Origin of the sequence: Streptomyces sp. NPDC058683, from assembly GCF_042716195.1 — a bacterium.
Taxonomy (GTDB): Bacteria; Actinomycetota; Actinomycetes; order Streptomycetales; family Streptomycetaceae; genus Streptomyces.
Genome location: NZ_JBHXSK010000023.1, coordinates 151253 through 171435, shown reverse-complemented (window position 1 = coordinate 171435; position 20183 = coordinate 151253). Strand labels below are relative to the sequence as shown.

17 protein-coding genes and 3 pseudogenes are annotated in these 20183 nt (G+C 68.4%); 9 read left to right on the top strand and 11 right to left on the bottom strand.

The genetic code is table 11. The features are described 5' to 3' along the window. The first annotated feature begins 147 nt into the window (after positions 1 to 147). On the top strand, positions 148 to 1428 hold the full coding sequence (locus ACFWXC_RS25985) for an IS701 family transposase (RefSeq protein ID WP_384482398.1): 1281 nt from the start codon (positions 148 to 150) through the stop codon (positions 1426 to 1428). A gap of 199 nt (positions 1429 to 1627) precedes the next feature. On the opposite strand, the gene ACFWXC_RS25980 is transcribed toward ACFWXC_RS25985, so the two are convergent. Next, entirely contained in the window at positions 1628 to 2530 is a 903-nt protein-coding gene (locus ACFWXC_RS25980) for an alpha/beta hydrolase (RefSeq protein ID WP_384482396.1), read from the bottom strand. A gap of 433 nt (positions 2531 to 2963) precedes the next feature. On the opposite strand from ACFWXC_RS25980, the gene ACFWXC_RS25975 reads away from it, so the two are divergent. The 3 genes and pseudogenes from ACFWXC_RS25975 to ACFWXC_RS25965 all read left to right on the top strand — a co-directional run. Beyond that, complete coding sequence (locus tag ACFWXC_RS25975; RefSeq protein WP_384482395.1) at positions 2964 to 3821, top strand: NAD-dependent epimerase/dehydratase family protein; 858 nt, start codon at positions 2964 to 2966, stop codon at positions 3819 to 3821. A 126-nt stretch (positions 3822 to 3947) separates the two neighbouring features. Continuing rightward, positions 3948 to 4826, top strand: coding sequence for a LysR family transcriptional regulator (locus tag ACFWXC_RS25970; protein ID WP_384482393.1), 879 nt, complete (start codon positions 3948 to 3950; stop codon positions 4824 to 4826). A gap of 413 nt (positions 4827 to 5239) precedes the next feature. Then, positions 5240 to 5487 (top strand): annotated as a pseudogene (locus ACFWXC_RS25965) (DUF6192 family protein); the annotation flags it as partial. A gap of 72 nt (positions 5488 to 5559) precedes the next feature. Here ACFWXC_RS25965 and ACFWXC_RS25960 read toward each other — a convergent pair. Then, a complete protein-coding gene (locus ACFWXC_RS25960) occupies positions 5560 to 6123 on the bottom strand; it encodes a DinB family protein (protein ID WP_014182433.1) in 564 nt (187 codons plus the stop codon). Between the two features lie 1075 nt (positions 6124 to 7198). Between ACFWXC_RS25960 and ACFWXC_RS25955 the strand changes: the two genes are divergently transcribed. Beyond that, positions 7199 to 7573, top strand: coding sequence for a transposase (locus ACFWXC_RS25955; protein ID WP_384482391.1), 375 nt, complete (start codon positions 7199 to 7201; stop codon positions 7571 to 7573). 42 nt (positions 7574 to 7615) lie between these two features. Here the strand turns inward: ACFWXC_RS25955 and ACFWXC_RS25950 are convergent, their stop codons facing one another. Next, positions 7616 to 8167, bottom strand: a complete 552-nt coding sequence (locus tag ACFWXC_RS25950; protein WP_384482389.1) for a DUF4262 domain-containing protein — start codon at positions 8165 to 8167, stop codon at positions 7616 to 7618. Positions 8168 to 8289: 122 nt separating this feature from the next. Here ACFWXC_RS25950 and ACFWXC_RS25945 point away from each other — a divergent pair. Further along, a pseudogene (locus tag ACFWXC_RS25945) lies at positions 8290 to 8618 on the top strand (ATP-binding protein); the annotation flags it as partial. A 65-nt stretch (positions 8619 to 8683) separates the two neighbouring features. Here the strand turns inward: ACFWXC_RS25945 and ACFWXC_RS25940 are convergent. Beyond that, on the bottom strand, positions 8684 to 9247 hold the full coding sequence (locus tag ACFWXC_RS25940) for a cysteine hydrolase family protein (protein ID WP_384482387.1): 564 nt from the start codon (positions 9245 to 9247) through the stop codon (positions 8684 to 8686). Positions 9248 to 9539: 292 nt separating this feature from the next. Between ACFWXC_RS25940 and ACFWXC_RS25935 the strand changes: the two genes are divergently transcribed. Beyond that, positions 9540 to 10136 carry a hypothetical protein gene (locus ACFWXC_RS25935; RefSeq protein ID WP_384482414.1) on the top strand — a complete coding sequence of 199 codons (597 nt, stop codon included), beginning with the start codon at positions 9540 to 9542 and terminating at the stop codon, positions 10134 to 10136. Positions 10137 to 10236: 100 nt separating this feature from the next. Here ACFWXC_RS25935 and ACFWXC_RS25930 read toward each other — a convergent pair. The 7 genes and pseudogenes from ACFWXC_RS25930 to ACFWXC_RS25900 form a co-directional block, all read right to left on the bottom strand. Continuing rightward, positions 10237 to 10554, bottom strand: a pseudogene (locus tag ACFWXC_RS25930) (helix-turn-helix domain-containing protein); the annotation flags it as partial. Then, positions 10551 to 11729 carry a Cmx/CmrA family chloramphenicol efflux MFS transporter gene (locus ACFWXC_RS25925; RefSeq protein WP_384482386.1) on the bottom strand — a complete coding sequence of 393 codons (1179 nt, stop codon included), beginning with the start codon at positions 11727 to 11729 and terminating at the stop codon, positions 10551 to 10553. The pseudogene ACFWXC_RS25930 and the gene ACFWXC_RS25925, both read right to left, overlap by 4 nt. Before the next feature lie 222 nt (positions 11730 to 11951). Then, complete coding sequence (locus ACFWXC_RS25920) at positions 11952 to 12275, bottom strand: hypothetical protein (protein WP_384482384.1); 324 nt, start codon at positions 12273 to 12275, stop codon at positions 11952 to 11954. 359 nt (positions 12276 to 12634) lie between these two features. After that, a complete protein-coding gene (locus ACFWXC_RS25915; RefSeq protein ID WP_384482382.1) occupies positions 12635 to 13621 on the bottom strand; it encodes an aldo/keto reductase in 987 nt (328 codons plus the stop codon). Further along, a complete protein-coding gene (locus ACFWXC_RS25910) occupies positions 13618 to 14457 on the bottom strand; it encodes an amidohydrolase family protein (protein WP_384482380.1) in 840 nt (279 codons plus the stop codon). The genes ACFWXC_RS25915 and ACFWXC_RS25910 overlap by 4 nt, the downstream gene beginning before the upstream one ends. A 141-nt stretch (positions 14458 to 14598) precedes the next feature. Beyond that, a complete protein-coding gene (locus tag ACFWXC_RS25905) occupies positions 14599 to 14802 on the bottom strand; it encodes an L-rhamnose mutarotase (RefSeq protein WP_384482378.1) in 204 nt (67 codons plus the stop codon). Next, on the bottom strand, positions 14802 to 15554 hold the full coding sequence (locus ACFWXC_RS25900; RefSeq protein WP_384482376.1) for an SDR family NAD(P)-dependent oxidoreductase: 753 nt from the start codon (positions 15552 to 15554) through the stop codon (positions 14802 to 14804). The genes ACFWXC_RS25905 and ACFWXC_RS25900 overlap by 1 nt, the downstream gene beginning before the upstream one ends. 357 nt (positions 15555 to 15911) lie before the next feature. On the opposite strand from ACFWXC_RS25900, the gene ACFWXC_RS25895 reads away from it, so the two are divergent. Together ACFWXC_RS25895 and ACFWXC_RS25890 are read left to right on the top strand one after the other, a co-directional pair. Then, positions 15912 to 16694 carry a FadR/GntR family transcriptional regulator gene (locus ACFWXC_RS25895; RefSeq protein ID WP_384482374.1) on the top strand — a complete coding sequence of 261 codons (783 nt, stop codon included), beginning with the start codon at positions 15912 to 15914 and terminating at the stop codon, positions 16692 to 16694. 186 nt (positions 16695 to 16880) lie between these two features. Beyond that, positions 16881 to 20171 (top strand): discoidin domain-containing protein, encoded by a 3291-nt coding sequence (locus tag ACFWXC_RS25890; protein WP_384482373.1) that lies wholly within the window; start codon positions 16881 to 16883, stop codon positions 20169 to 20171. The last annotated feature ends 12 nt before the right edge of the window (positions 20172 to 20183 follow it).

The window sequence follows — 20183 nt, the reverse complement described above, 5'->3', positions numbered from 1 at the left end:
CTCAACTCCCTCGCCCACTACCTCACCAAGGTCGGAACCACCGGCCAGAAAACAGAGCAGAACTAACCCTCAGGATTTCTGGCGCATCACACTAGTAGGACTCCGTTAGGTCTTCACGTTGGGCCTGTTCAGGAGCATGTTGGGTATGTGGACGCACATCAAGTGAACCGTGTCCGGGCGACGTTGGCGTTATACGTCGCCGATGTGTTCGCCTCGGTGCCGCGCAAGGACCAGCGGGCCAAGGGCGACTGTTACCTGCGGGGCCTGATGCTGGACGGCCGCCGCAAGTCCGTCCAGGCCATGGCCTCGCGGCTTCCGGACGGCGACGAGCAGAACCTTCAGCAGTTCGTGAACCAGTCCACCTGGGATCCGGTGCCGGTGCAGCGGCGGATCTGCGAACGGATGCTGCCCCTCATCGCCCCGACGGCCTGGGTGGTCGACGACGTGTCGGTGCCCAAGGACGGCCGGATGTCGGTCGCGGTGACCCCGCAGTACTGCGGGGCCCTGGGCAAGCGCGCCAACTGCCAGGTCGCGGTCAGCGTCCACGCCGCCACCGACACTGCCTCCTGCCCCCTGCAATGGCGGCTGTTCCTGCCCAGGGAGTGGGCGTCGGACACCGGCCGCAGGACCGTCACCCGCGTCCCACCCGAGGTCACCCACCGCGAGAAGTGGCGGCTGGCTCTGGACATGCTCGACACGCTGGCCGGCTGGGGCATGAGGCCGCCGGCCGTCGTGGCCGACGCGGCCTACGGCACCAACGCACACCTGCGGGCCGGTCTGGCAGAGCGCGGCATCGACTACGTGCTCGCCGTCCGCGGGGACGTGACCGCCCACCCGCTCGACGCCAGGCCCGTGGCCCCGGCCCGCAACGGGCCCATCGGATGCTGGCCACAGCCTCGCTACCGCCATCCCGCACCGTCGGTGGCGGACCTCGCCGCCGGTCTCGGCCAGGACGCGTTCACCACCGTCGCCTGGCGGACCGGCTCGCGAGGACAGCTACGGTCCCGGTTCGCCGCCGTGCGCGTCCGCCCCGCCGGAAAAGCCGTCGAGCGTCCGATCCGAGCCGCCGCCTCCGCCGGGCAGGGCTGGTGGGACGGGGTCCTGCCGGACTGCTGGCTGCTGGTCGAGTGGCCCGAAGAGGCCGGGGCTCCCACCGACTACTGGCTGTCCAACCTGCCGGACGACACCCCGATCACCACTCTGGTCCGTCTGGCCAAGGTCCGCTGGCGCATCGAACACGACTACCGCGAACTCAAGCACGGCCTGGGCCTGGACCACTTCGAAGGCCGGTCCTGGCCCGGCTGGCACCACCACATCACCCTCGTGACCGCCGCCCACGCCTTCCTCACCGAACAGCGCCTGGCCCCAAAAGCACCCGCATCGGCCTCAGCTCCTACCAGATCCTCGATGCGCTCCAGGACATCCTGAAGTGCTGGACCGGTATCTGCACCACCTGCCAACAACCCCTGCCTAGCAGGCCACACACCACCCCCAGATCAAGAGCGACCTAACGGAGTCCTACTAGGCGGTTTCGTTTGAATCAGGCGGCGAAGGACTCGTCCGAGGCCGGCGAGCCGGACTCGCTCGGCCATGAACGGCTGTCCCTGCGCCAGATCGGCGAGACGGTTCACAGGTGGTCGGCGAACCAGTCGCGGGAGGCGGTGGCGGCGATGTCGAATCCGTGACCGGTGTAGGCCGCGAAGTGGCCGCCGGGTACGAACACGATCTTCTTCGGCTCGGCGGCCGTCTGGAAGGCGGTTGCGGCCAGGTTGCCGCCGGTCAGGCTGTCGTCCTGGCCAACGATCATGAGCAGCGGCGTCGGTGTGATCAGCGGCAGGTAGGAGCCGGGCTCGTAGCCTCGGAGCAACTCCAGGCTGCGCAGGGTGACTTCGCTGTGCCATTCGGGGGCGAGCCGTTCGTGGGCGTCGGTGAACCAGGCGTGGGCGTCCGGGGTGGGGATGCCGGTCACCTGTGCGGGGTCCTCGCCGATCACGGGGATCATGGTGGGGGAGTGGCCGGCCGCTCGGGTCCGCCGGTCGTCGGAGAAGATCGAGGGGTTGACGACCTGGTTGTTCTCTCGGGCGACGTTGGCGAAGGTGGCGCGTCCGCTGATGAGGGGAGCCTGCCCGCTGACCGCCTTGACCCGCTGGTCGATCGCGGCGACGACGAACGCGTGTCCGCCGGAGAAGCTGCTGCCCCACACGCCGATGCGGTCCGGGTCGACCTCGGGGCGGTTCTGGGCGTACGTGATGGCGTGCTGGTAGTCGCGGATCTGCTCCCAGGGGTCGATCTCGTAGCGGGGCTTCCCCGGAGCCGCGTCCGAGTCGCCGAAGCCGCGGTTGTCCCACACCACGACGGCCAGACCGGCGGCGGCGAACACCTCGGCGAAACGGTCCAGGTAGATCCTGCGGGTGGCGGACCAGCCGTGCGCCATGACCACGCACGGGGCCGGAGCGGTGCCCTGCTCGGGCTCGTAGAACCAACCGCGCAGCGTGACGCCCTCGGCGTCGAACTCGATGTCGTGTCGCATGCTCTCGCTCAGCCTTTCCGTTCGAGGAGGTCGACTGTCGGCGCTGTACCTCCGGTGATCAGGACACAGGTCCTGCTCGGATGTCTTCCTCCGCCTCCACCCTGCGGGTGGCGTGCGGGTCACGTCCAAGACCGGTTCCGTGCGCTGTGATGCCTTCGCGGGATGACCGCTTGTGCGTAGTCACCACCACCCATCCGGCCGGCGTCGTCACCGCGGCCGACCGCCTACCGCCGCGCCGTTCGCAGGACTGCCGATCGCGGTCGCGCTTGTCCCGCCCCTCCGCCGCTCACGACGAGGGCGCTCGCCGGGCGGCTTCGACCGCCTCCCCGACCGTGATGCCCGGACGGCATCACAGGCGCCTGAACAGGTCTTGGACGCCGGTGCCGGCGCCGCCGCAGGCTGAAAGCGATCCCGAAACGAGAGGAACAACGTCATGAAGGTCTTCGTCACCGGCGGTTCCGGTTACATCGGCAAGGCGACCATCGGCGCGCTGACACGGCACGGCCACACCGTGCGCGCCCTGGCCCGCAACGAGCACGCTGCCCGGACCGTACGGACGCACGGGGCGGATCCGGTCACGGGCAGCCTGGCCGACCTGGGCGTGCTCAATGAGGCGGCAGCGCAGGCCGAAGCCGTCATTCACCTCGCCCAGGCGGCCACCGGCGCGGAGGATCTCGCCGCCGCCACCGCGATGCAGGACGGCATCGGCGCCGGCCCCTATGTGCACACCGGCGGTACCTGGGTCTACGGCGACACCGACGGCGTCGTCGACGAGGACGCCCCGTTGGATCCACCGGCCCTCGTCGCCTGGCGCCGCCCCGTCGAGGATGCCGTCCTCGCCCGCGCCGCGCGCGGAGGTCGTCCCGTCGTGGTCCGGCCCGGCCTGCTGTACGGCGGCGACAACCGGCTCATCGATGCCTTCTTCACCCGTCCGGGCATGGCGGCGGGCGCCATCGCCTACATCGGAGACGGCTCGCAGCACTGGGCTCTGGTCCACGTCGACGACCTCGCGGAACTGTACGTGGCCACGCTGCGCGCCCGACCCGGCGCCGTCTACGCCGGCGTCGGAGGAGTCGATCCCACGGCCCGGGAGTGCGCTGAAGCCATCAGCCGAGGAGCGGGTCTCGGCGGCAAGACCGTCTCCATCACTCTGGAGGAGGCACGCGCGGCCATGGGCGCCGTCGCCGACGCCTTCGCCCTGGACCAGCAGTTCACCCCGGTGCGCGCCCGCGACCAGCTCGGCTGGACCCCGATGCACACCGACCCGCTGACCGTCCTCGCCCAGGACTGATCCACGCCCCCGGTGGCCGGTCCCCTCGCCGACCGGGGGAGCTGCCGCCGGGAGCGGCACCCCGCTGGATCCCATGGGGTATCAGGAGGGGTAGGGACACCGATCAGGACGGGACACGGCAACGGCATGGACATCGACCTGCGGAAACTGCGGTACTTCGCGGCGGTCGCCGAGGAACTGCACTTCGGCCGCGCCGCCGAGCGACTGCACATCGCCCAGCCGGCCCTCTCCCGCCAAGTGCGCGCGTTGGAGAGCGACCTGGGCGTCACGCTCTTGCGCCGCGACCGCAGGGGCACCGTCCTCACGCCCGCCGGAGCCCAGCTCCTCGACGATGTGGGCCCGCTCCTCGCGGCGGCCGAGGCCATGGTCCGCCGGGTCACCGCCGCAGCCGCCGCCGAACGGGTCTTCACCATCGGCTTCATGCCCGGCATCACCGTCACCCCCGCCGTGCGGGCGCTCACCGCCCGCCATCCCGGACTCGGCGTCCGGCTGCTGCGCACCGGCTGGGAGGACCAGGTCGAGGTCCTGCGCGACGGACGGGCCGACGTCAGCATCGTGCGTCTGCCGATCGATCAGAAGGGGCTGCGCGTACTGCCCCTGTTCAGCGAACCGCGCGTCGTGGTGCTGCCGACGGACCATCCGCTGGCCGACAAGCCGGCCCTCACCGTCGCCGACCTTGCGGGCGAGCACCTCCTCCAGGACCCGGACGCCGTACCGGAGTGGCGCGACATCGCGCAGGAACTGCGCACCGGCGAACGTTCCGACATTCCACCCATCCACAGCGTCGAGGAAAAGCTCGAGCTGGTCGCCGTCGGCGCGGGCATCTGTGTGATCCCGCTGTCCACTGCGACCTTCTACACACGCCCCGACGTCGTCGCCCGGCCAGTCGAGGGCCTCGCCCCGGGGCAGGTCTGCCTGGCCTGGCCCGCCACCCGCCATTCCCGGCTCATCGACGACTTCGCCGACGGGGCACATGCCCTGGCACCACCGCTCACCTCACCATGACCGCCACCCCACACGAACCTGCCGCCATCGCCGCCACCGAGGAGCAGGCCACGCAAGGGACGCACCACACGGGGCCACTCGACCGCTGTCGCCGCGCGGTGCCGTCAGCAGCGCGCACTCGCGGGGCCTCGGCGTCCTCTCCTCCGCAGCGCTCCGGAGCCGGGAGGCTCACACCACGGAATGGAGGAGCCAGCACGCGCGGCCGGCCTACCAGGCCGATGGGTCAGTCGCCTGAAGGTTGTCCTGCGACGATGAGGTTGCGTCCAAGGAAGTGGTGTACGGGTTCGACCCGATCCGGGGGTTTGCTCCGGCGCCGGGGTGAGGACCGAATAGACGAACTGCGTGAGATCTATCGGTCAGCCCGTACCCGACTCATCCGATGCCTCGGAGTGTCGTCCGGTAGTCCGGTCAACAGAGACACCGCGAGCTTCCAGGTCAACCATGCGCAGAACGAACCCGGCCGACAAGTCTGCGAGGACTTCGAGGAGACCAGCCCCGTCGCCCGGCCGTCCATCACATTGACCGGACGGTCGAGTGCCTGGACCTGGTCACCGCCTGCCATTCTTTCGTCGCCGCGGCCGGCCGCACCGTTCCCGGGCTGCGGGATCGCACCCTGGGCGACGACGAACGTGCGATCGTGCACGAGAACGTCGCCCGGGTGACAAGCGCGCAGCCACGGAGCGTCACGGAGTCCACGTAGGTTTCCGAAGCTCGATCGCCGGTTACCGGAAAGTCATATTCGGCGCGGTACGGCTCCGTCCTGCCAGCGGTAGAGGTCGCGCAGCAGGGAAATCTCGGCGCCATGATGGATCAACTCCCTGTTGACGTGCAGGACGATGCCCTCCATGGGAAACCGCTCGGGACCCACCGTGGGCGGATTCTCCAGGTCAGCGTCCGAGAGCTCGCGGACCCCCGCGTTCCATCTCCCATACATCTCATCGAGCTGTTTCAGCGCCTCGTCAGCGGTCCCCGCGTAGGCGAATGTCTGGGAGTCGACGTCCTGGCCGCCGAAGTGCCATCCGACCCGATAGCCCAGGCAGGAGACGATGATGTGCGCCAGCCGCCAGGCAATCGTGGTCACCGGCGCCGGCACCGGGTCAGGGGACGCGGAGTCCATCGTCCATTCCCCCGAACCTGCCGACATCGGTGCGGCCGACGTGCCACGTGGGCGGATGCTCCAGCAGCCGCGCACCGGCTCCCAGAAGTACTCCTCATCGGCAAGACCGTGCAGTCGCGGCCGCAGGTTCTTGTGCCAGTGCCGGTCCAGCTGGTCCGCGAGTCGCTCGCTTCTTGTCATTTCCGCACACTACATACAGCGGAGACCTGGTTGTGACCCTCGCGGACGCCGTCGCCGGCCGTGGGCCGCGAGAGCGTACCGCACCGGGAGATGACGCTGGGGGCTGATGTGCCCTTCGGGCCGCGCCGCCGCGAGCGGCTGTTTGACATTGACAACCCGGTTGGCTGGGTTGGGTTCGATGACCCCAATGTGACAGCCTCGACCGATGACATGACGGATGATCAAGACCGCAGACTCCCGCCCGAGATCAGGATGAGTATCCCGGGCGAGCGCCACGCCAGAGCCTCCGACCTGCATGTTCGAAGATGGCGAAGACTCATTGATCAACCTTCACTGACCCGGGACAGCAGCGATAGTTGGCCATTCGCGGAGCTACTTGGCCAATCGACGGCCTTGCCCGCTGCCGGCTTTGTGAGCCAGGACGCGTTAGTTGGAACCTGGCCAAGATCGTTGGAACCGACGGCCGGATCGGAGGGCACACGGCCGGAACGACGACGCCAGCGCGCCGGACCGATGCCAGTCAGAGTGGCCAGCGAGCGGTTGGTGCCGGGAATCGTGACTGAGCGGTTCCAACCGGCGTGTCACGCATAGCGAGGAAGCTCAGGTCACCGCAGTCGACCGGTTCCAACTATCGCGTCACGGCACACTTTGAGAGAGGTCGTCTCCCGCTCGGCTTTGTCGGTGAGTTCTGGGTTCTGGCACAGATCTTGAGGAGTCGTCGCAGAGCGTTACCCCTGTGTTCGATTGCGAGGCGGCAGGGTGCGCGAGACCGCGTACGCCTTGCCGGGCGATTGCCCGGCACCTGGGCTGGGGCCTCAACACCGTCCTCCGGTATGCAAACGCCGCACGCTGGCAGGACACCTTCCGCCAGAACCGTCCCCGGTCCAGCCGGCTGGACCCCTACAAGTCCTACCTGGAGCGGCGATTCGCCGAGGGATGCGCCAGCGTCACTCAGCTCCACAGCGAACTCGTTGCCGACAACGCGCCTGTCACCTACCAGATGGTCCGCGCCCACATCGTCACCCTCCGTGGGACTCCGGCAGGCGCCCCGCCCCGGCCGCCGTTGGTGCGGCAGGTGACCGGCTGGCTCACCCGGCACCCCACGACCTTGACCGAGGAAGACCGGGCCGGCTTGAAGGAGGTCCTGGCCCGCTGCCCCGAACTGGACCAGGCCGCCAGACATGTCCGCGGCTTTGGCGAGATACTCGGCGACCGCCTCGGCTCCACACTCCCCACCTGGATCGATGCAGTCGACGCCAGCCGGCTACCCGGCCTCACCGGCTTCGCGCTGCACCTGCACCGAGACATCGCCGCCGTGACAGCCGGACTCACCCTGAACTGGAGCTCGGGCAGCATCGAGGGTGCCGTGAACCGCATCAAGAAGATCAAGAGGCAGCTCTACGGCCGAGCCGGATTTGAACTGCTCCGCAAAATGATCTTGCTTCAGTAGTTCGCGACGGTGCTGGTCTGTCGCTGGTCGGCGCGTTAGAGGTCAGAGTCCGGTCGTCCAGATCCCGACAGGGTGCTCACTCGGGGACAGCCACAGCTGAGGCTGGGAGTCCCGATGTCTCGCCACAGCGTGTTCTTCCCAGTGAAAGCGGTCGTCCGCGTCGGGCCACACGACTTGCAACACAGGGAAAGGAGGCCGCCGGTAGAACCCGACGGCCCGCCCGAAGAAGGTCCGGTACCAGCGGAGATCGACCTGCCTGAGCGCGACTTGCTGACCATCGACGACGTCAGGGTGGCTCTGGCCGCCAGCCAGTACAGCGCCTGCGGCGGACTTCGCTCCGAGCCTGTTGAGCATGCGGTGCATGTCATGGATGTCGAGTCCGAACATGGCGAGCTCAGGAGCACCGTGAGTGTGTGCCAGACCGATCGTGTAGGCGAATCCAGGACCGATCTCGTCCTCGGGAACCATCACGACGTGCCATCCGTGCCGCTGCACATTCTCGGTGATCGTCAGATCCATGCGGTCCGCTTCGTCCCGGTCACCGTAGTCACGGCAGAGGACGCAGCGGCACTGGAATGGATCATCAGCAGTCATACGCGGAGGCTACGAGGTGAGTGTTTTAGCCGGACAACCGGGCCCCTGACCACCCTCTCGATCGAACGGCGTAGTCACTCTGCGATGACTCCCCAAGATCTGCGCCAGCGGGGTTCTCGCCCAGCTCGGACGAGAAGGTGCTGACCAAGACCATCGCCCGCTACGGCCGTGTCGATCTTTTGTGCATCGATGAGCTGGGCTATATGGAGCTGGACCGCAGGGGCGCTGAGCTGCTGTTCCAGGTTCTGACGGAGCGTGAGGAGAAAACAGTGTCGCCATCGCCTCGAACGGGAGTTTCAGCGGCTGGACCAAGACCTTCACCGATCCCTGGCTCTGCGCGGCCATCGTCGACCGGCGCACCTTCGGCGGCAACCTGATCCAGATCGGCACCGACTCCTACCGCCTCGCCATCACCCAAGCCCGGGCAGCAGCACAGAACGCCGCCGACTGACCTCGCCCTGCCGGCGGGAGGCGATGCCGTCTTGCCCTGCACGCGAGGGTCCGGACGGCCTCCCGCTATTGCGGTGCGATCGCTTTGAGCCAGTCCTCGACGGCGACGACATCCGCCCACTGCGGGAACAGCTTTTCGGTGAGCATCCGGTGCACCTCGGGGTCGGTGTCGAGGCAGCCATCCGCCAGGACGGTGAGACCGAAGTCCAGGTCGATGGCGTGCCACAGAGTGGACAGCACTACAGCGCTGGTGGCGATGCCAGTGAGAACAAGGCTGTCGATATCGCGAGCCCTGAGTACCAAGTCGAGGTCGCTGCCCGAGAACGCGCTCCCCCGCCTCTTGGTGACCACCACGTCGTCCTGCTGCGGCGCAACGTCGTCATGAATCGCGGTGCCAGGGGCGCCCTCGGTGAACAGGCCTGCCCGCACGGCGTTTGTCATCACCCTGTTGCGAGGGCTGACTTCTGGATCGCCCGGCCGTAACCCGATCACCACGTAGATGACGGGGATGCCGGCAGCCCGGGCACCGTCGATCGCTCTGCGCAAGCGCGGCAGGTATCCGGAACCGTCGTCGGCGATGGCCACGATGTCCCGTTGGACGTCCATCACCAGAAGTGCGCTGTTCGCCATGCCGGCCGTCCCTTCTCTGTCGGGAAACAGGAGCAAGTCTGGTGGATCAACCGAGCTGCGGTGGAGGTTTCGGAGATCCTCATCAGCGTCGCGCCGCAGTGCGCCTATGACCGGTGTCGGTTCTCATCGACATTTTCTTGCCCTGTGATCACCAAGTGCTGTCCAAACTCGGTGATAAGCGGTGTCGTCCGTCAGTTACGAAGCCACCCGCTCCTGCATGCATGCCGGCGTCTTCTGAATCATCAGTGGACAGGTAGTGATGGGTGCCAAATCGGGGAGGGGATACCTCCAGTTGAACGCCGAGCGATGCACAGACCTGGCTGCACAGATGATGCGATCCGCCCTTGACTCCTGGCGCGGCGGCAACCGTCTCTTCGCAGTCCTGCATGCCGGTATGGGCTCCGAGTTCTGCCTGAAGGCGATCCTGTGCCACCACGACCCACTGTTGATCTCAGCCCATGGGGACCGGGCGCTGCGTTTCCCCACACTTGGCTTCGCGGGAGAGCCAAGGAATCAAGCGGTGATGGAAGCCCGCAACGGCATCGCTCACCTGGCCCACCACAATCCGGCCACCGCACAGCATGTAGTGGCAACGGCCCTCCAGGTAGCTGAGGCCGTTCGTAAGGAGCTCGATACGCCCGCTCCTGACTTCTGGAGGGGGTACGCCGGTGCGTTCCACGATCTCAGCAAGGTCGCAGCCATGCCGGCCATGCCGAGGGTCGGCCTGGAGCAAGCTGCCGAAGACCTGGCACAAGCCGAGGCCAAGGAGGCTGCGCGTGCAGCCATGGACGCCGCCGAGAGCACTGCGGTGACAGCAGCCGACGTGATCGCAAGGCTTCCCCGCGGGTTGACGCCCTCGGCAGCGACAAGGCTCCAAGACACGCCTTGAGCGTCGCGCACCGCGCCGTCGTCTCGGCGGCCTTGTACACCACCAGCATGCGGGCTCGGCGCGCCGCCGCGGACCTGCCCAGAGGCGTCAGCCACCGGCCCACAGTACGTTCGCTGATCCGCACGCCCTGGTCCGCGGGTTGGAGTGCGATCCTGCGCGTGGACCGCTTGGTGTCCCGCCGTAGCTGCTCGATCTGTTCGACCGCGTCTGGCGGGGTCTGGGTCGGTGAGGAGTGCGGGACAGTCGGGTGGTCCCGCAGCCTGGCTTCGCCGTACTGGTCGTGGCGGTTCTTCCACTTGGACAGGCAGGCCCGGGAGACGTCGGGCTCGGCGGCGACGTGGGCGATCGGGCGGGCGCGGCAGTGTTCGACGTACTGTCGGCGTCCCTCAGTGGTCAAGGGGGCGTTCGCGTGCGTCACTGGAGCACCTCGGTGCTCCGGCCGGCGGCGATCACGGTGCGAAGAGGGAACGCGATGAGCAGCGCAACAGCGACCAGGAGTCCGCTCGACCACAGCGGCCCGGTATTTCCGGCTGGGGTGCTGAGGGTGGTCGCGGCGATGAGGGGTCCGACGGCGGCGCCGACGTTGAGTGCCGCCGTCGCGTACGAGCCGGCCATGGTGGGGGCTTCTGCGGCCTCGTAGAGGACCTGTGTAATCAGGGTGCTGCCCAGCGCGAACGACAGCGCGCCCTGCACGAACACGAGGGCGAGCAGAGCGACCGGCTTGTCGGCCAGCACGGCCAGGACCGGCCAGCCGATCAGCAGCAGCGGACCGGCGACTGCGATGACCGGGCCGGGGTGCTGGTCGGACAGCCGGCCGGCGACGGTGACCCCGGTGAAGGAACCGATGCCGAAGAGCACCAGGGCGACAGAGATCCACAGCTCATTCAGCCCGGCGGTGTCGGTCACGACGGGGGCCAGGAAGGTGAAGCTGGCGAAGGTGGCCGCGTTCACCAGCGCGCCCAGCAGCATCACCACGATCAACCTCGGCTTCGCGAGCTGGGCGAGCTCCCCTCGCAAGGCCGGCCCGCCAGTTGCTTCTTCCTTCACACGTCGAGCTGGGATCCCCTTAAGAATGCCGAGAGCTGCGGGCACGCAGAGAGCGGCAACAGCCCAGAATGTGGCCCGCCAGCCGAACAACGCGCCGAGTACCGACCCACCTGGGACACCGGCGATCGTGGCCACCGTCGTGCCCGACAGCAGCACGGCCAGAGCACGTCCTTTTTTGCCGGGCGGGACGAGCGTGGCGGCAGTTGTCAGAGCGACGGCAAGGAACCCTGCGTTCGCCAGCGCGGCGACGATCCGGGTAGCGAACAGGACCGGGAAGCTCGTGGTGAGGGCGCCCACGGCGTGAGCTCCCGCGAAAGTGACGATGAACCCGAGAAGACTGAAGCGCCTGGACCAGTTGCGGGCAAGCGCGGCCACGAGGGGGGCACCAACGATCATGCCGATGGCGAAGGCGGAGGTAAGCACGCCTGCTGTCCCGACGGTGACATCGAGATCTGACGCGATGTCCGGCAAGAGGCCGGCGAGCATGAACTCCGAGGTACCCATGGCGAAGACGGCCATGGCAAGCAGATACAGCGGGAGAGGCATCGAGTGGCTCCGAGGTGAGGAGAAGCAGGAGAAAGTCATCTCGTCACCGCGGCCGGCCCCCAAGGGCATCTCGTCTCACCGCAGGATGCGGCGCGACGACAGGGCTATGAGCTCAGTGGTTCAGGGGGCTGACGGCGTGACCGAAAGCCCCCACCGTGTCTGACTCAGGACTCGACATGGCCCGCACGCTACCCGACTGATGTCAGTCGAGGCACCTCGGTTTCACCGGCTTTGGACTGTGTCACCAACGTCATGTCCCGCAACAGCTAGGGCGTTGGCATCGGCGAAGGTCCGGGCACTGGCAGTGGTGTTGAGCTCGGCGTAGGCCTTGGAGAAGGTATCCGCGTAGGCGCAGGCAAGGCGGCAGCCGTACCGCAGCGCCGGTACGCGTGCCGCGTTCCACTCGGCCTTCGAAATGCGCTCGCCCGCCGGCGCACGGGTGTGCAGCCGGCCTGCCACCTGCTGCGGCTCCGCCGACCCGCCGTGCCGGGCATTCGCCTCGGCCGGCATGGGCAGGACGCCGTGAGCGTGCCAGTCGTGCACCACAACAAGAAGAACACCTGGCCACCGAGGCGTTCCAGTTCGCCGTGAAGGCGCACAGCCCAGCCCTTCGCTGCGGCGGCGTCCTGGCCGTCGTACAGCACGGCGATCAACTGTCGCAGCCAGGACGGCAGGTCGGTGCTGGTCGCCGAGTCGTTGTCGGGGTGGGAGCCAGCCGTGCCGGCGTCCAGTTACGCGAGGAACCGGTCGAACGGCGCACCGGCGCCCGGGGGACTGCTCATACGTTTCTCCTGTCTCGGCCACATCGGGCACCTCACCGTCACGGGCGACCGCCGACGACGGAGAGAGGGGATATCTCCATACGTAGCGTCACATGTGCGCGGGTGATGGTGTGTCAGCCGCGTTTACGGGGGCGGGTCTTGTGCCGCCTGCGCGGCTGCCGCGTCGAGGTCCAGCCATGCTTCCTCGGTCAGATCGGTGGCGGCCCAGCGGGCAGCGGACACGACCTCCTCAGGGGTACGGAAACCTGCGACCACGCAGGCCACGCAGGGGTCGCGCAGCGGAAACCGCAGTGCGGCGTGGGGGAGTGCGGTGCCGTGTCGACCGGACACCCCGGCAAGGAGCCGGGCACGGCGCAGTGCCGATTCCGAGGCGGGGCCGTAGTCGAAGGTGGCGTCACTCGCGGGGTGAGGACGGCTGAGCAGACCGGAGTTGAACGGGGCGGCGGCCACCACCGCGACCCCGCGTTCGGCGCACGCGTCCAGCAAGGGGCGAGCGGTGCGGTCGAGAAGGGTCCACCGCCCGGCCACCATCACGGCGTCGACGTCCGCCTCCGTGACGATGCGCAGCAGTGGGGCGACCGTGTTCATGCCGACACCGACGGCACCGATGACACCTTGGTCGCGCAGAGCCGTCAGCGTGGGCAGGGCATGGTCGAGGGCAGCGTCCAGGTGATCGTCGGGATCATGGACGTAGACGATGTCCACATGGTCCAGTCGCAGGCGGTTCAGGCTGCCTTCCAGACTTCGCAGGACACCGTCCCGTGAGTAGTCGGGGCGGCGGACCAGCGTGTCGGGTACGGCGAAGCCTCCTGCCGTCAGGTCGGATCCGGTGGGTGCCGGGTGGGGTTCCAGCAGGCGGCCGACCTTGGTGGAAATGGTGAACTCCGCCCGTGGATGGTGAGCGAGGGCTGCGCCGAGCCGCCGTTCGGACAGTCCGAGGCCGTAGTGCGGGGCGGTGTCGTAGTAGCGCACCCCCACGTCCCAGGCGGCTTCGAGGGTGGCCTGTGCCTGGCGGTCGTCGATCGGGCTGTAGAGATTGCCGATGGGGGCGGCACCGAATCCCAGGGTGCTGACACGGACGCTCGTACGACCGAGCGGGCGGGCCTTCATGAGGGGATTCCGTACCAGCGCGTGGCCGTTGTCCCGAAGACGGCTTCCCGTTCGTCGGCGCTGAGCTCCTCGGTGAGTGACGCGGCGACGGCCACGACCTCGTCGTACTCGGCGGCGAGCAGGCAGACCGGCCAGTCCGAACCATACATGAGGCGGTCCGGTCCCATCGTCGTGAACAGTACGTCCGCATAGGGGCGCAGAGCCGCAGCCGCAGCCGGGGCCCCGCCGGTCCGGGTGACCAGGCCGGACAGCTTCACCGTCACGTTCGGGCACTCGGCCAGATCGGTCAGCAGCGCGGTCCAGGAGGCGAGGCCGTCCGGGCTCACGACAGGATTGCCGGCGTGATCCAGCACGAACCGGACGTCGGGCAGCTCGCGCACGGCCCGCACGGCGGAGGGCAATTGGTCGGGGCGGACGAGGAGGTCGTAGACGAGGCCCGCTGCCGCGACCGACGTGATGCCGCGGCGGACCTCGGGGCGCGCCGGCCACTGCGGGTCGGTCTCGTCCTGGATGCCGTGCCGGATACCGACGAGCGCGGATCCTCCGGGTTGCTCCCGCAGTTCCGCGAGGCGGTCGGCGATGCCGGGGTCGGTCAGGTCGGTCCAGCCCACGACCGCCCGCACTTGCGGGTCCGTACACGTCAGGGCCAGCAGTTCCGGTGTCTCCTCCGGCACGGCGATGGTCTGTACGACGATGGTGGCGTCGATCGCGTTCCGCTCCAGCGCCGGCCTCAGTTCAGCGGCGGTGAAGGTTCGGCGCAGCGCAGGCACGTCGCTGGTCCACGGCTGGTCGCGAACTGACAGATCCCACAGGTGGTGATGAGCATCGATACGCACGGTTGGGTCCTTGAGCGTCGAGAAGGACTGGCGAGGGGAAGGCGCACGCACCCGCTGCGAGGAGCGTGGCGCGGAGCGCCCTTCTCGCAGCGGCCGGCGCGTGAGGTGCGGCCCGCGGACGGCTCCGGCGTACGGGAGCTCTCAGCCAAGGTGGAAGATCTCCTCCGCGGGGGCCCTCCACTGTCCCTCGGCCGCGGTGTCCAGGGGCCGCCGGCACGGGTCCGTCACGGCCGCCGCCAGGACGGCCGGCCACACGGCGGAGTGGAGTGCGCGGTACTCCGCCGCCTTCTCCGAAGGCAGCCGCATCACGGTAGCGAAGCGCTGTACTTTCATCGGTACTTTCATCAGCCCTCCTTCCGCAGCCGCAGCCCGTCCATACCGCCGTCCACCGCCAGCGCGGTGCCCGTGGTGGATGCGGCGCCGGGCGAAGCCAGATAGGCGACCGCCGCAGCGACCTCGTCAGCACTGACCAGACGGCCGTGCGGTTGCCGGGCGGCCAGCGCCGCGTGCTCCGCCGCCGGGTCGTCCGCCCGGTCGAGGAGCCGGTTGACCCACGGTGTGTCGGCGGTGCCGGGACTGACGGCGTTGACCCGGATTCCCTCGGGCAGCAGGTCGGCGGCCATCGCCCGGGTCAGGGAGAGCACCGCGCCCTTGCTGGCCGAGTACAGCGCCCGCTGCGGCAGGCCGGCTGCCGCAGCGATCGAGCTGATGTTGACGATCGCCGCGTGGGCCGACGCGCGCAGCGACGGCAGTGCGGCCCGGGTGACCCGCACAAGCCCGAGGACGTTGATGTCCAGAACCCGGTGCCACTCGTCGTCGGTGTTGTCCTCGATACCGCCCTGCGCACCGATCCCGGCATTGTTGACCAGGACGTCCAGCCCGCCGAGGGCTGCGACGGCCTGCTCCACGGCTGTCACGACCGAGGGGTTGTCGCCGATGTCGGCCCGGACGTGGACGGCGAAGCCCCCAGCCGCCGCTTCGGCCCGATCGAGCACGGCGACGCGCGCTCCCTGCGCGGCGAGCAGCCGGGCGCTGGCCAGGCCGATGCCCGAGGCACCGCCGGTGACCAGGGCACTGAGTCCGTCGAACGCACCCATGTCAGGCCTGCCCGGATATCTGGCGCTGGTGGCCGCCGCCGGTTCCCACTTCCACGGTGTCTCCTTCGTGCCGGGGCGGAGGTGCCCTTGTCCCACTGGCCGCCGCGTGCAGGGGCCGCCTGGCATCGCGTAGCGCATAGGGAAGGATCTGCTTCATCTGGCAGGCAGGACCTTAAGGATGGGGATCCATTCTGCGCAACATCCTGAGAGGTATGGGAAGTTTCTTCGGTTTTGATGAGAGCTTCGCAGGTCTTCTGTCTGAAGATCTGTCTGATCTCTTCCCAACACGCAACGGCAGTGCCATATTGGCCACCGCCAATGAACCAGATTAATCCGTGGTGCACGAGGGGGTTCGCCTTGGGCGACTCAACACAGGCTGCCGGCAAGGGAGATGACGCGACATCGACGTCACATCCCTACCGTCCGGGGTATGAACTGGTCGCGGAACAACTGCTGAACTACATCGCCCAGGAGAACCTGCGGCCCGGCGACCGCCTCCCCACCGAACAGGGCCTGGCCCAGATCCTGGGAGCAACCCGCAACGTCACCCGGGAGGCCGTGAAGGTCCTGGCCGCCATCGGCCGGCTCCATGTGCGGCGAGGCGCCGGTATCTTCGTCGCCGCCTCGGTCGGCGGGCTGCTGGACGACGAACTGTCGCACTTCCGGCCGACCAGTATGGAAGACGTCCACATGCTCCTGGACTACCGCAAGGTGATCGAGTCGGAGACAGCGCGCCGCGCCGCCTCCCTCGCTACCCCGATCGAGGTCCGGGCCATCCGGGAGAGCGCGGAGAGCACCCTGGCAGCGGCCACGGAGAACGACGTGGACACCTTCGCCAAGGCTGACGCGGCCTTCCACGACGCGGTGGGCGCCGCCTCGCACAACGTGTTCCTGCGGTCGAGTGTCGCCGGTGTGAGGCGCTTGGCATCCCAGTCCGACGTGCTGCTCTTCCACGGTGACGTGCCCGGATCGCTGGAAGTCGCCGCGCGGCAGCATCTGGCCGTGGCCGAGGCGGTTGCCGCGGGGGCGGCCGATCTCGCCGAGCGGCTGATGGTGGAACACATCGCCACCACACAGAGCCAGTTCGAGAAGAAGATTCGCAACCGGCTGTTCAATCCCGGCGCCGACGCGATCCCTTAGGTGCCCCCGGAGCCTTCGAGGAGCGGCAGCTCCGGGGCTCCGCCGCCGTCCGCGGAGACGGCGGTTCGTCATCCGGCCGACCCCGCATGTGCCGCGGCACAGCGGTCGAGCCCCCCGACGCCCTGACAGTCCCGGTGGACGACCGGGACTCCCAGGTACCAACCTCCCTCAGGCGATTGGATACGTGTGTCTCATCCGTCTGCGCGCAGGGGCGTCTTCGCGCCGCTGCGAAGAAGTCTCACGGCCGCCGTCTCGGTGGCCGCGGTGGCAGCCCTGCTGAATGCCGTACCGGCCCAGGCGGCTCCCCGGTCGCCGGACCTCGATGTCTATGTCTCGCCGACCGGCCGGGACGTGGGCTCGGGTACCGTCGCCCACCCCTTCAGGACCCTCGACCATGCGCGGGACTACGTACGCGACGTCAAGCAGAAGGCCAAGGGCGACATCCATGTCCGGCTCATGTCCGGGACCTACCGGCTCAGCCGTACCTTCGCCCTGACCGCCCGGGACTCCGGCCGCGACGGACACAGGATCGTCTACGAGGCCGCCCCCGGCGCTCACCCGGTGATCAGCGGGGGCGAGCGGGTGACCGGCTGGGTTCCGGCCGACGGAGCAGGACGGGTCTACAAGGCCAAGGTGGGCGACATCGACACCCGCCAGCTCTACGTGGACGGCGAGTTGGAGACCCGGGCGCGCAGCGCCAAGAACCCTTCCGGCTTCAGTAAGACGTCCACCGGCTACACCTTCACGGACTCCAGTCTCAACGCCTACAAGCGTCCCTCGGATCTGGAGGTCGTCAGCTCCTGGGGCTGGAAGCTGATGCGCTGCCCCGTGCAGTCGATCGCCGACAACAAGATGACCATGCAGCAGCCCTGCTGGCACAACGCGCATCTCCAGCAGGGCCAGGAGATCCAGAACCCGACCTGGCTGGAGAACGCCCGCGAACTGCTGGACACGCCCGGCGAGTGGTACCTGGACAAGGGCGAGGGCGAGATCTACTACATGCCCAAGGCCGGCCAGGACCTGTCCACCGCGACCGTCACCGTGCCGCTGGTGCAGGACCTGGTGGACCTGAACGGCACCAGGACCGCCCCGGTCAGCAACGTGTCCTTCCGGAGCATCACCTTCTCCTACTCCACCTGGCTCGCGCCCAGTTCCTCCGAGGGCCTCATCGAGGGCCAGGCCGGCTTCCGGATGGTCGGCAACGACCCCGACTTCGACGCGACCCGCCTGAAGTGGCAGAAGACGCCCGGCGCCGTCAACGTCAACTACGGCCACGGCATCGGCTTCGAGGGCAACACCTTCACCCATCTCGGCGCGGTCGGGCTCAACCTGAACACCGGTACCCAGGGCACCGACATCACGGGCAACGTCTTCCGCCAGATCGCCGCCACCGGCATCCAGATCGGCGGGGTCGAGGTGATCGACGCCCACCCCGACGACCCCCGGGACATCACCAAGGACACCAGGGTCGACAACAACGTGGTCACCAAGGTCGCCGACCAGTACAACGGCTCCATCGGCATCCTGGCCGGCTACACCGACCACACCACGATCACCCACAACAAGGTCTACGACCTGCCCTACACCGGCATCTCCGTCGGCTGGGGCTGGGGTCTCACCGACCAGGGCGGCAACAGCAACTACGCCCCGGGAAATCTGGGCGTACCGATCTGGGACACCCCCACGACCAGCCGCGACACCAAGGTCACGGACAACGAGATCTACGACATCATGAAGTCGCAGGCCGACGGCGGTGCCATCTACACACTCAGCACCAACCCCGGCGGCGTGGTGTCCGGCAACTACATCCACGGCATACCGTCGCCCGCCTACGGCGCGATCTACCACGACGAAGGCAGCCGGTACTGGACGAACACCGGCAACGCTCTGTGTGACGTCGCCTACCAGTGGCTGTTCCTCAACCACGGCATGGACATCAAGGCCACCGGCAACTTCACCACCCAGCCCGCCTACTCCGCCCAGGCCAACAGCACGGGCAGCACCATCAGCGGCAACACCACCGTGGGTTCCTGCGCCCAGCTACCGGCTTCCGTGGTCAACAACGCGGGCCTCCAGCCGAGTTACCGCCACCTCGACCCGGGCCCCGACGTCCCCGACCACCAGGCGCCCAGCAGGCCCGGCACTCCGACCGCAGTCACCGATTTCCCGACGGTGGCAGACCTCACCTGGGCTGCATCCACCGACGACACCGCGGTCACGGGCTACTCCGTCTACCAGGACGGCAAGTTGATCAGCGCCACCGGCAACACCTCGGTGCGCGTAGCGGGCCTGACCGCCGGGACGACGTACGCCTTCAAGGTCACCGCCCGTGACGCCGCCGGCAACGAGTCCGGCCCCAGCCCGACGCTGCGCGTCACCATGCCTTCGGGCACGGACCTCGCCCTCAAGCAGCCGATCACCGCCTCGTCGTACTCGGAGGCCAACACCCCGGCAAAGGCGGTGGACGGAGACCTGTCCACGCGCTGGGCCCAGGGCCTGGGCCTGCCCGATCCGTCCTGGATCCAGGTCGATCTCGGTGCGTCGTACGACGTGAACGGCGCGATCACGACCTTCGAGAAGGCCAGCGGGTACAAGTACCGCATCGAGGTGTCACCCGACGAGGTCCACTGGAAGACACTCGCGGACCGCACCGCCGCGAACACCACGGCGGCGACCGACTACGCCCACACGGACGCTCCGGTCGCGGGCCGCTACGTACGACTGACCGTCACCGGATCCAGCGGGAACGGCGGCAGCATCTACGACTTCCAGGTCTACGGCACTCCCAGCACCGTCACGGACCACACGGCCCCGACCGCACCCGGACAGCCCACGGTCAAGCCGCTGCTGCCCGGCCTGGTGGATGTCAGCTGGTCCGCGGCCACCGATGACACCGGCGTGACCAGCTACGTCGTCTACCAGGACGGCAAGCGGATCGGTGTCACCGACGCCACGACCCTGCGGGTCTCCGGCCTGACCGCCGGCACGGAGTACTCCTTCACCGTCGTGGCACGCGACGAGGCGCTGAACGCCTCCGACCCCAGCAAGGCGGCCGTCGTCACCACGCCGGCCGACCACGACCTCGCCCTGGACAAGCCGGTCACCGCCTCGTCGTCGTACTCCGCGGACTACGCGCCCGAGAAGGCTGTGGACGGGGATCTCTCCACTCGCTGGGCGCAGGGCGCGGGCCTGCCCGATCCGTCCTGGATCCGGGTCGACCTGGGCAAGGACACCGCCGTCTCCAGCGTGGTGACCACCTTCGAGTTGTCCGGCGGCTACAAGTACCGCCTGGAGTACTCCACCGACGGCACGACGTGGTCCCTGTTCGAGGACCACACCTCCGACGCCACCTCGTCGTCGACCGTCTACTCCTTCGCCGACGCACCCGTCACCGCACGCTACCTGCGCCTGACCGTCACCGGTTCCAGCGGCAACGGCGGCAGCGTCTACGGACTCCAGGCGTACGGCGGCTTCTGAGCACTCCGCCGC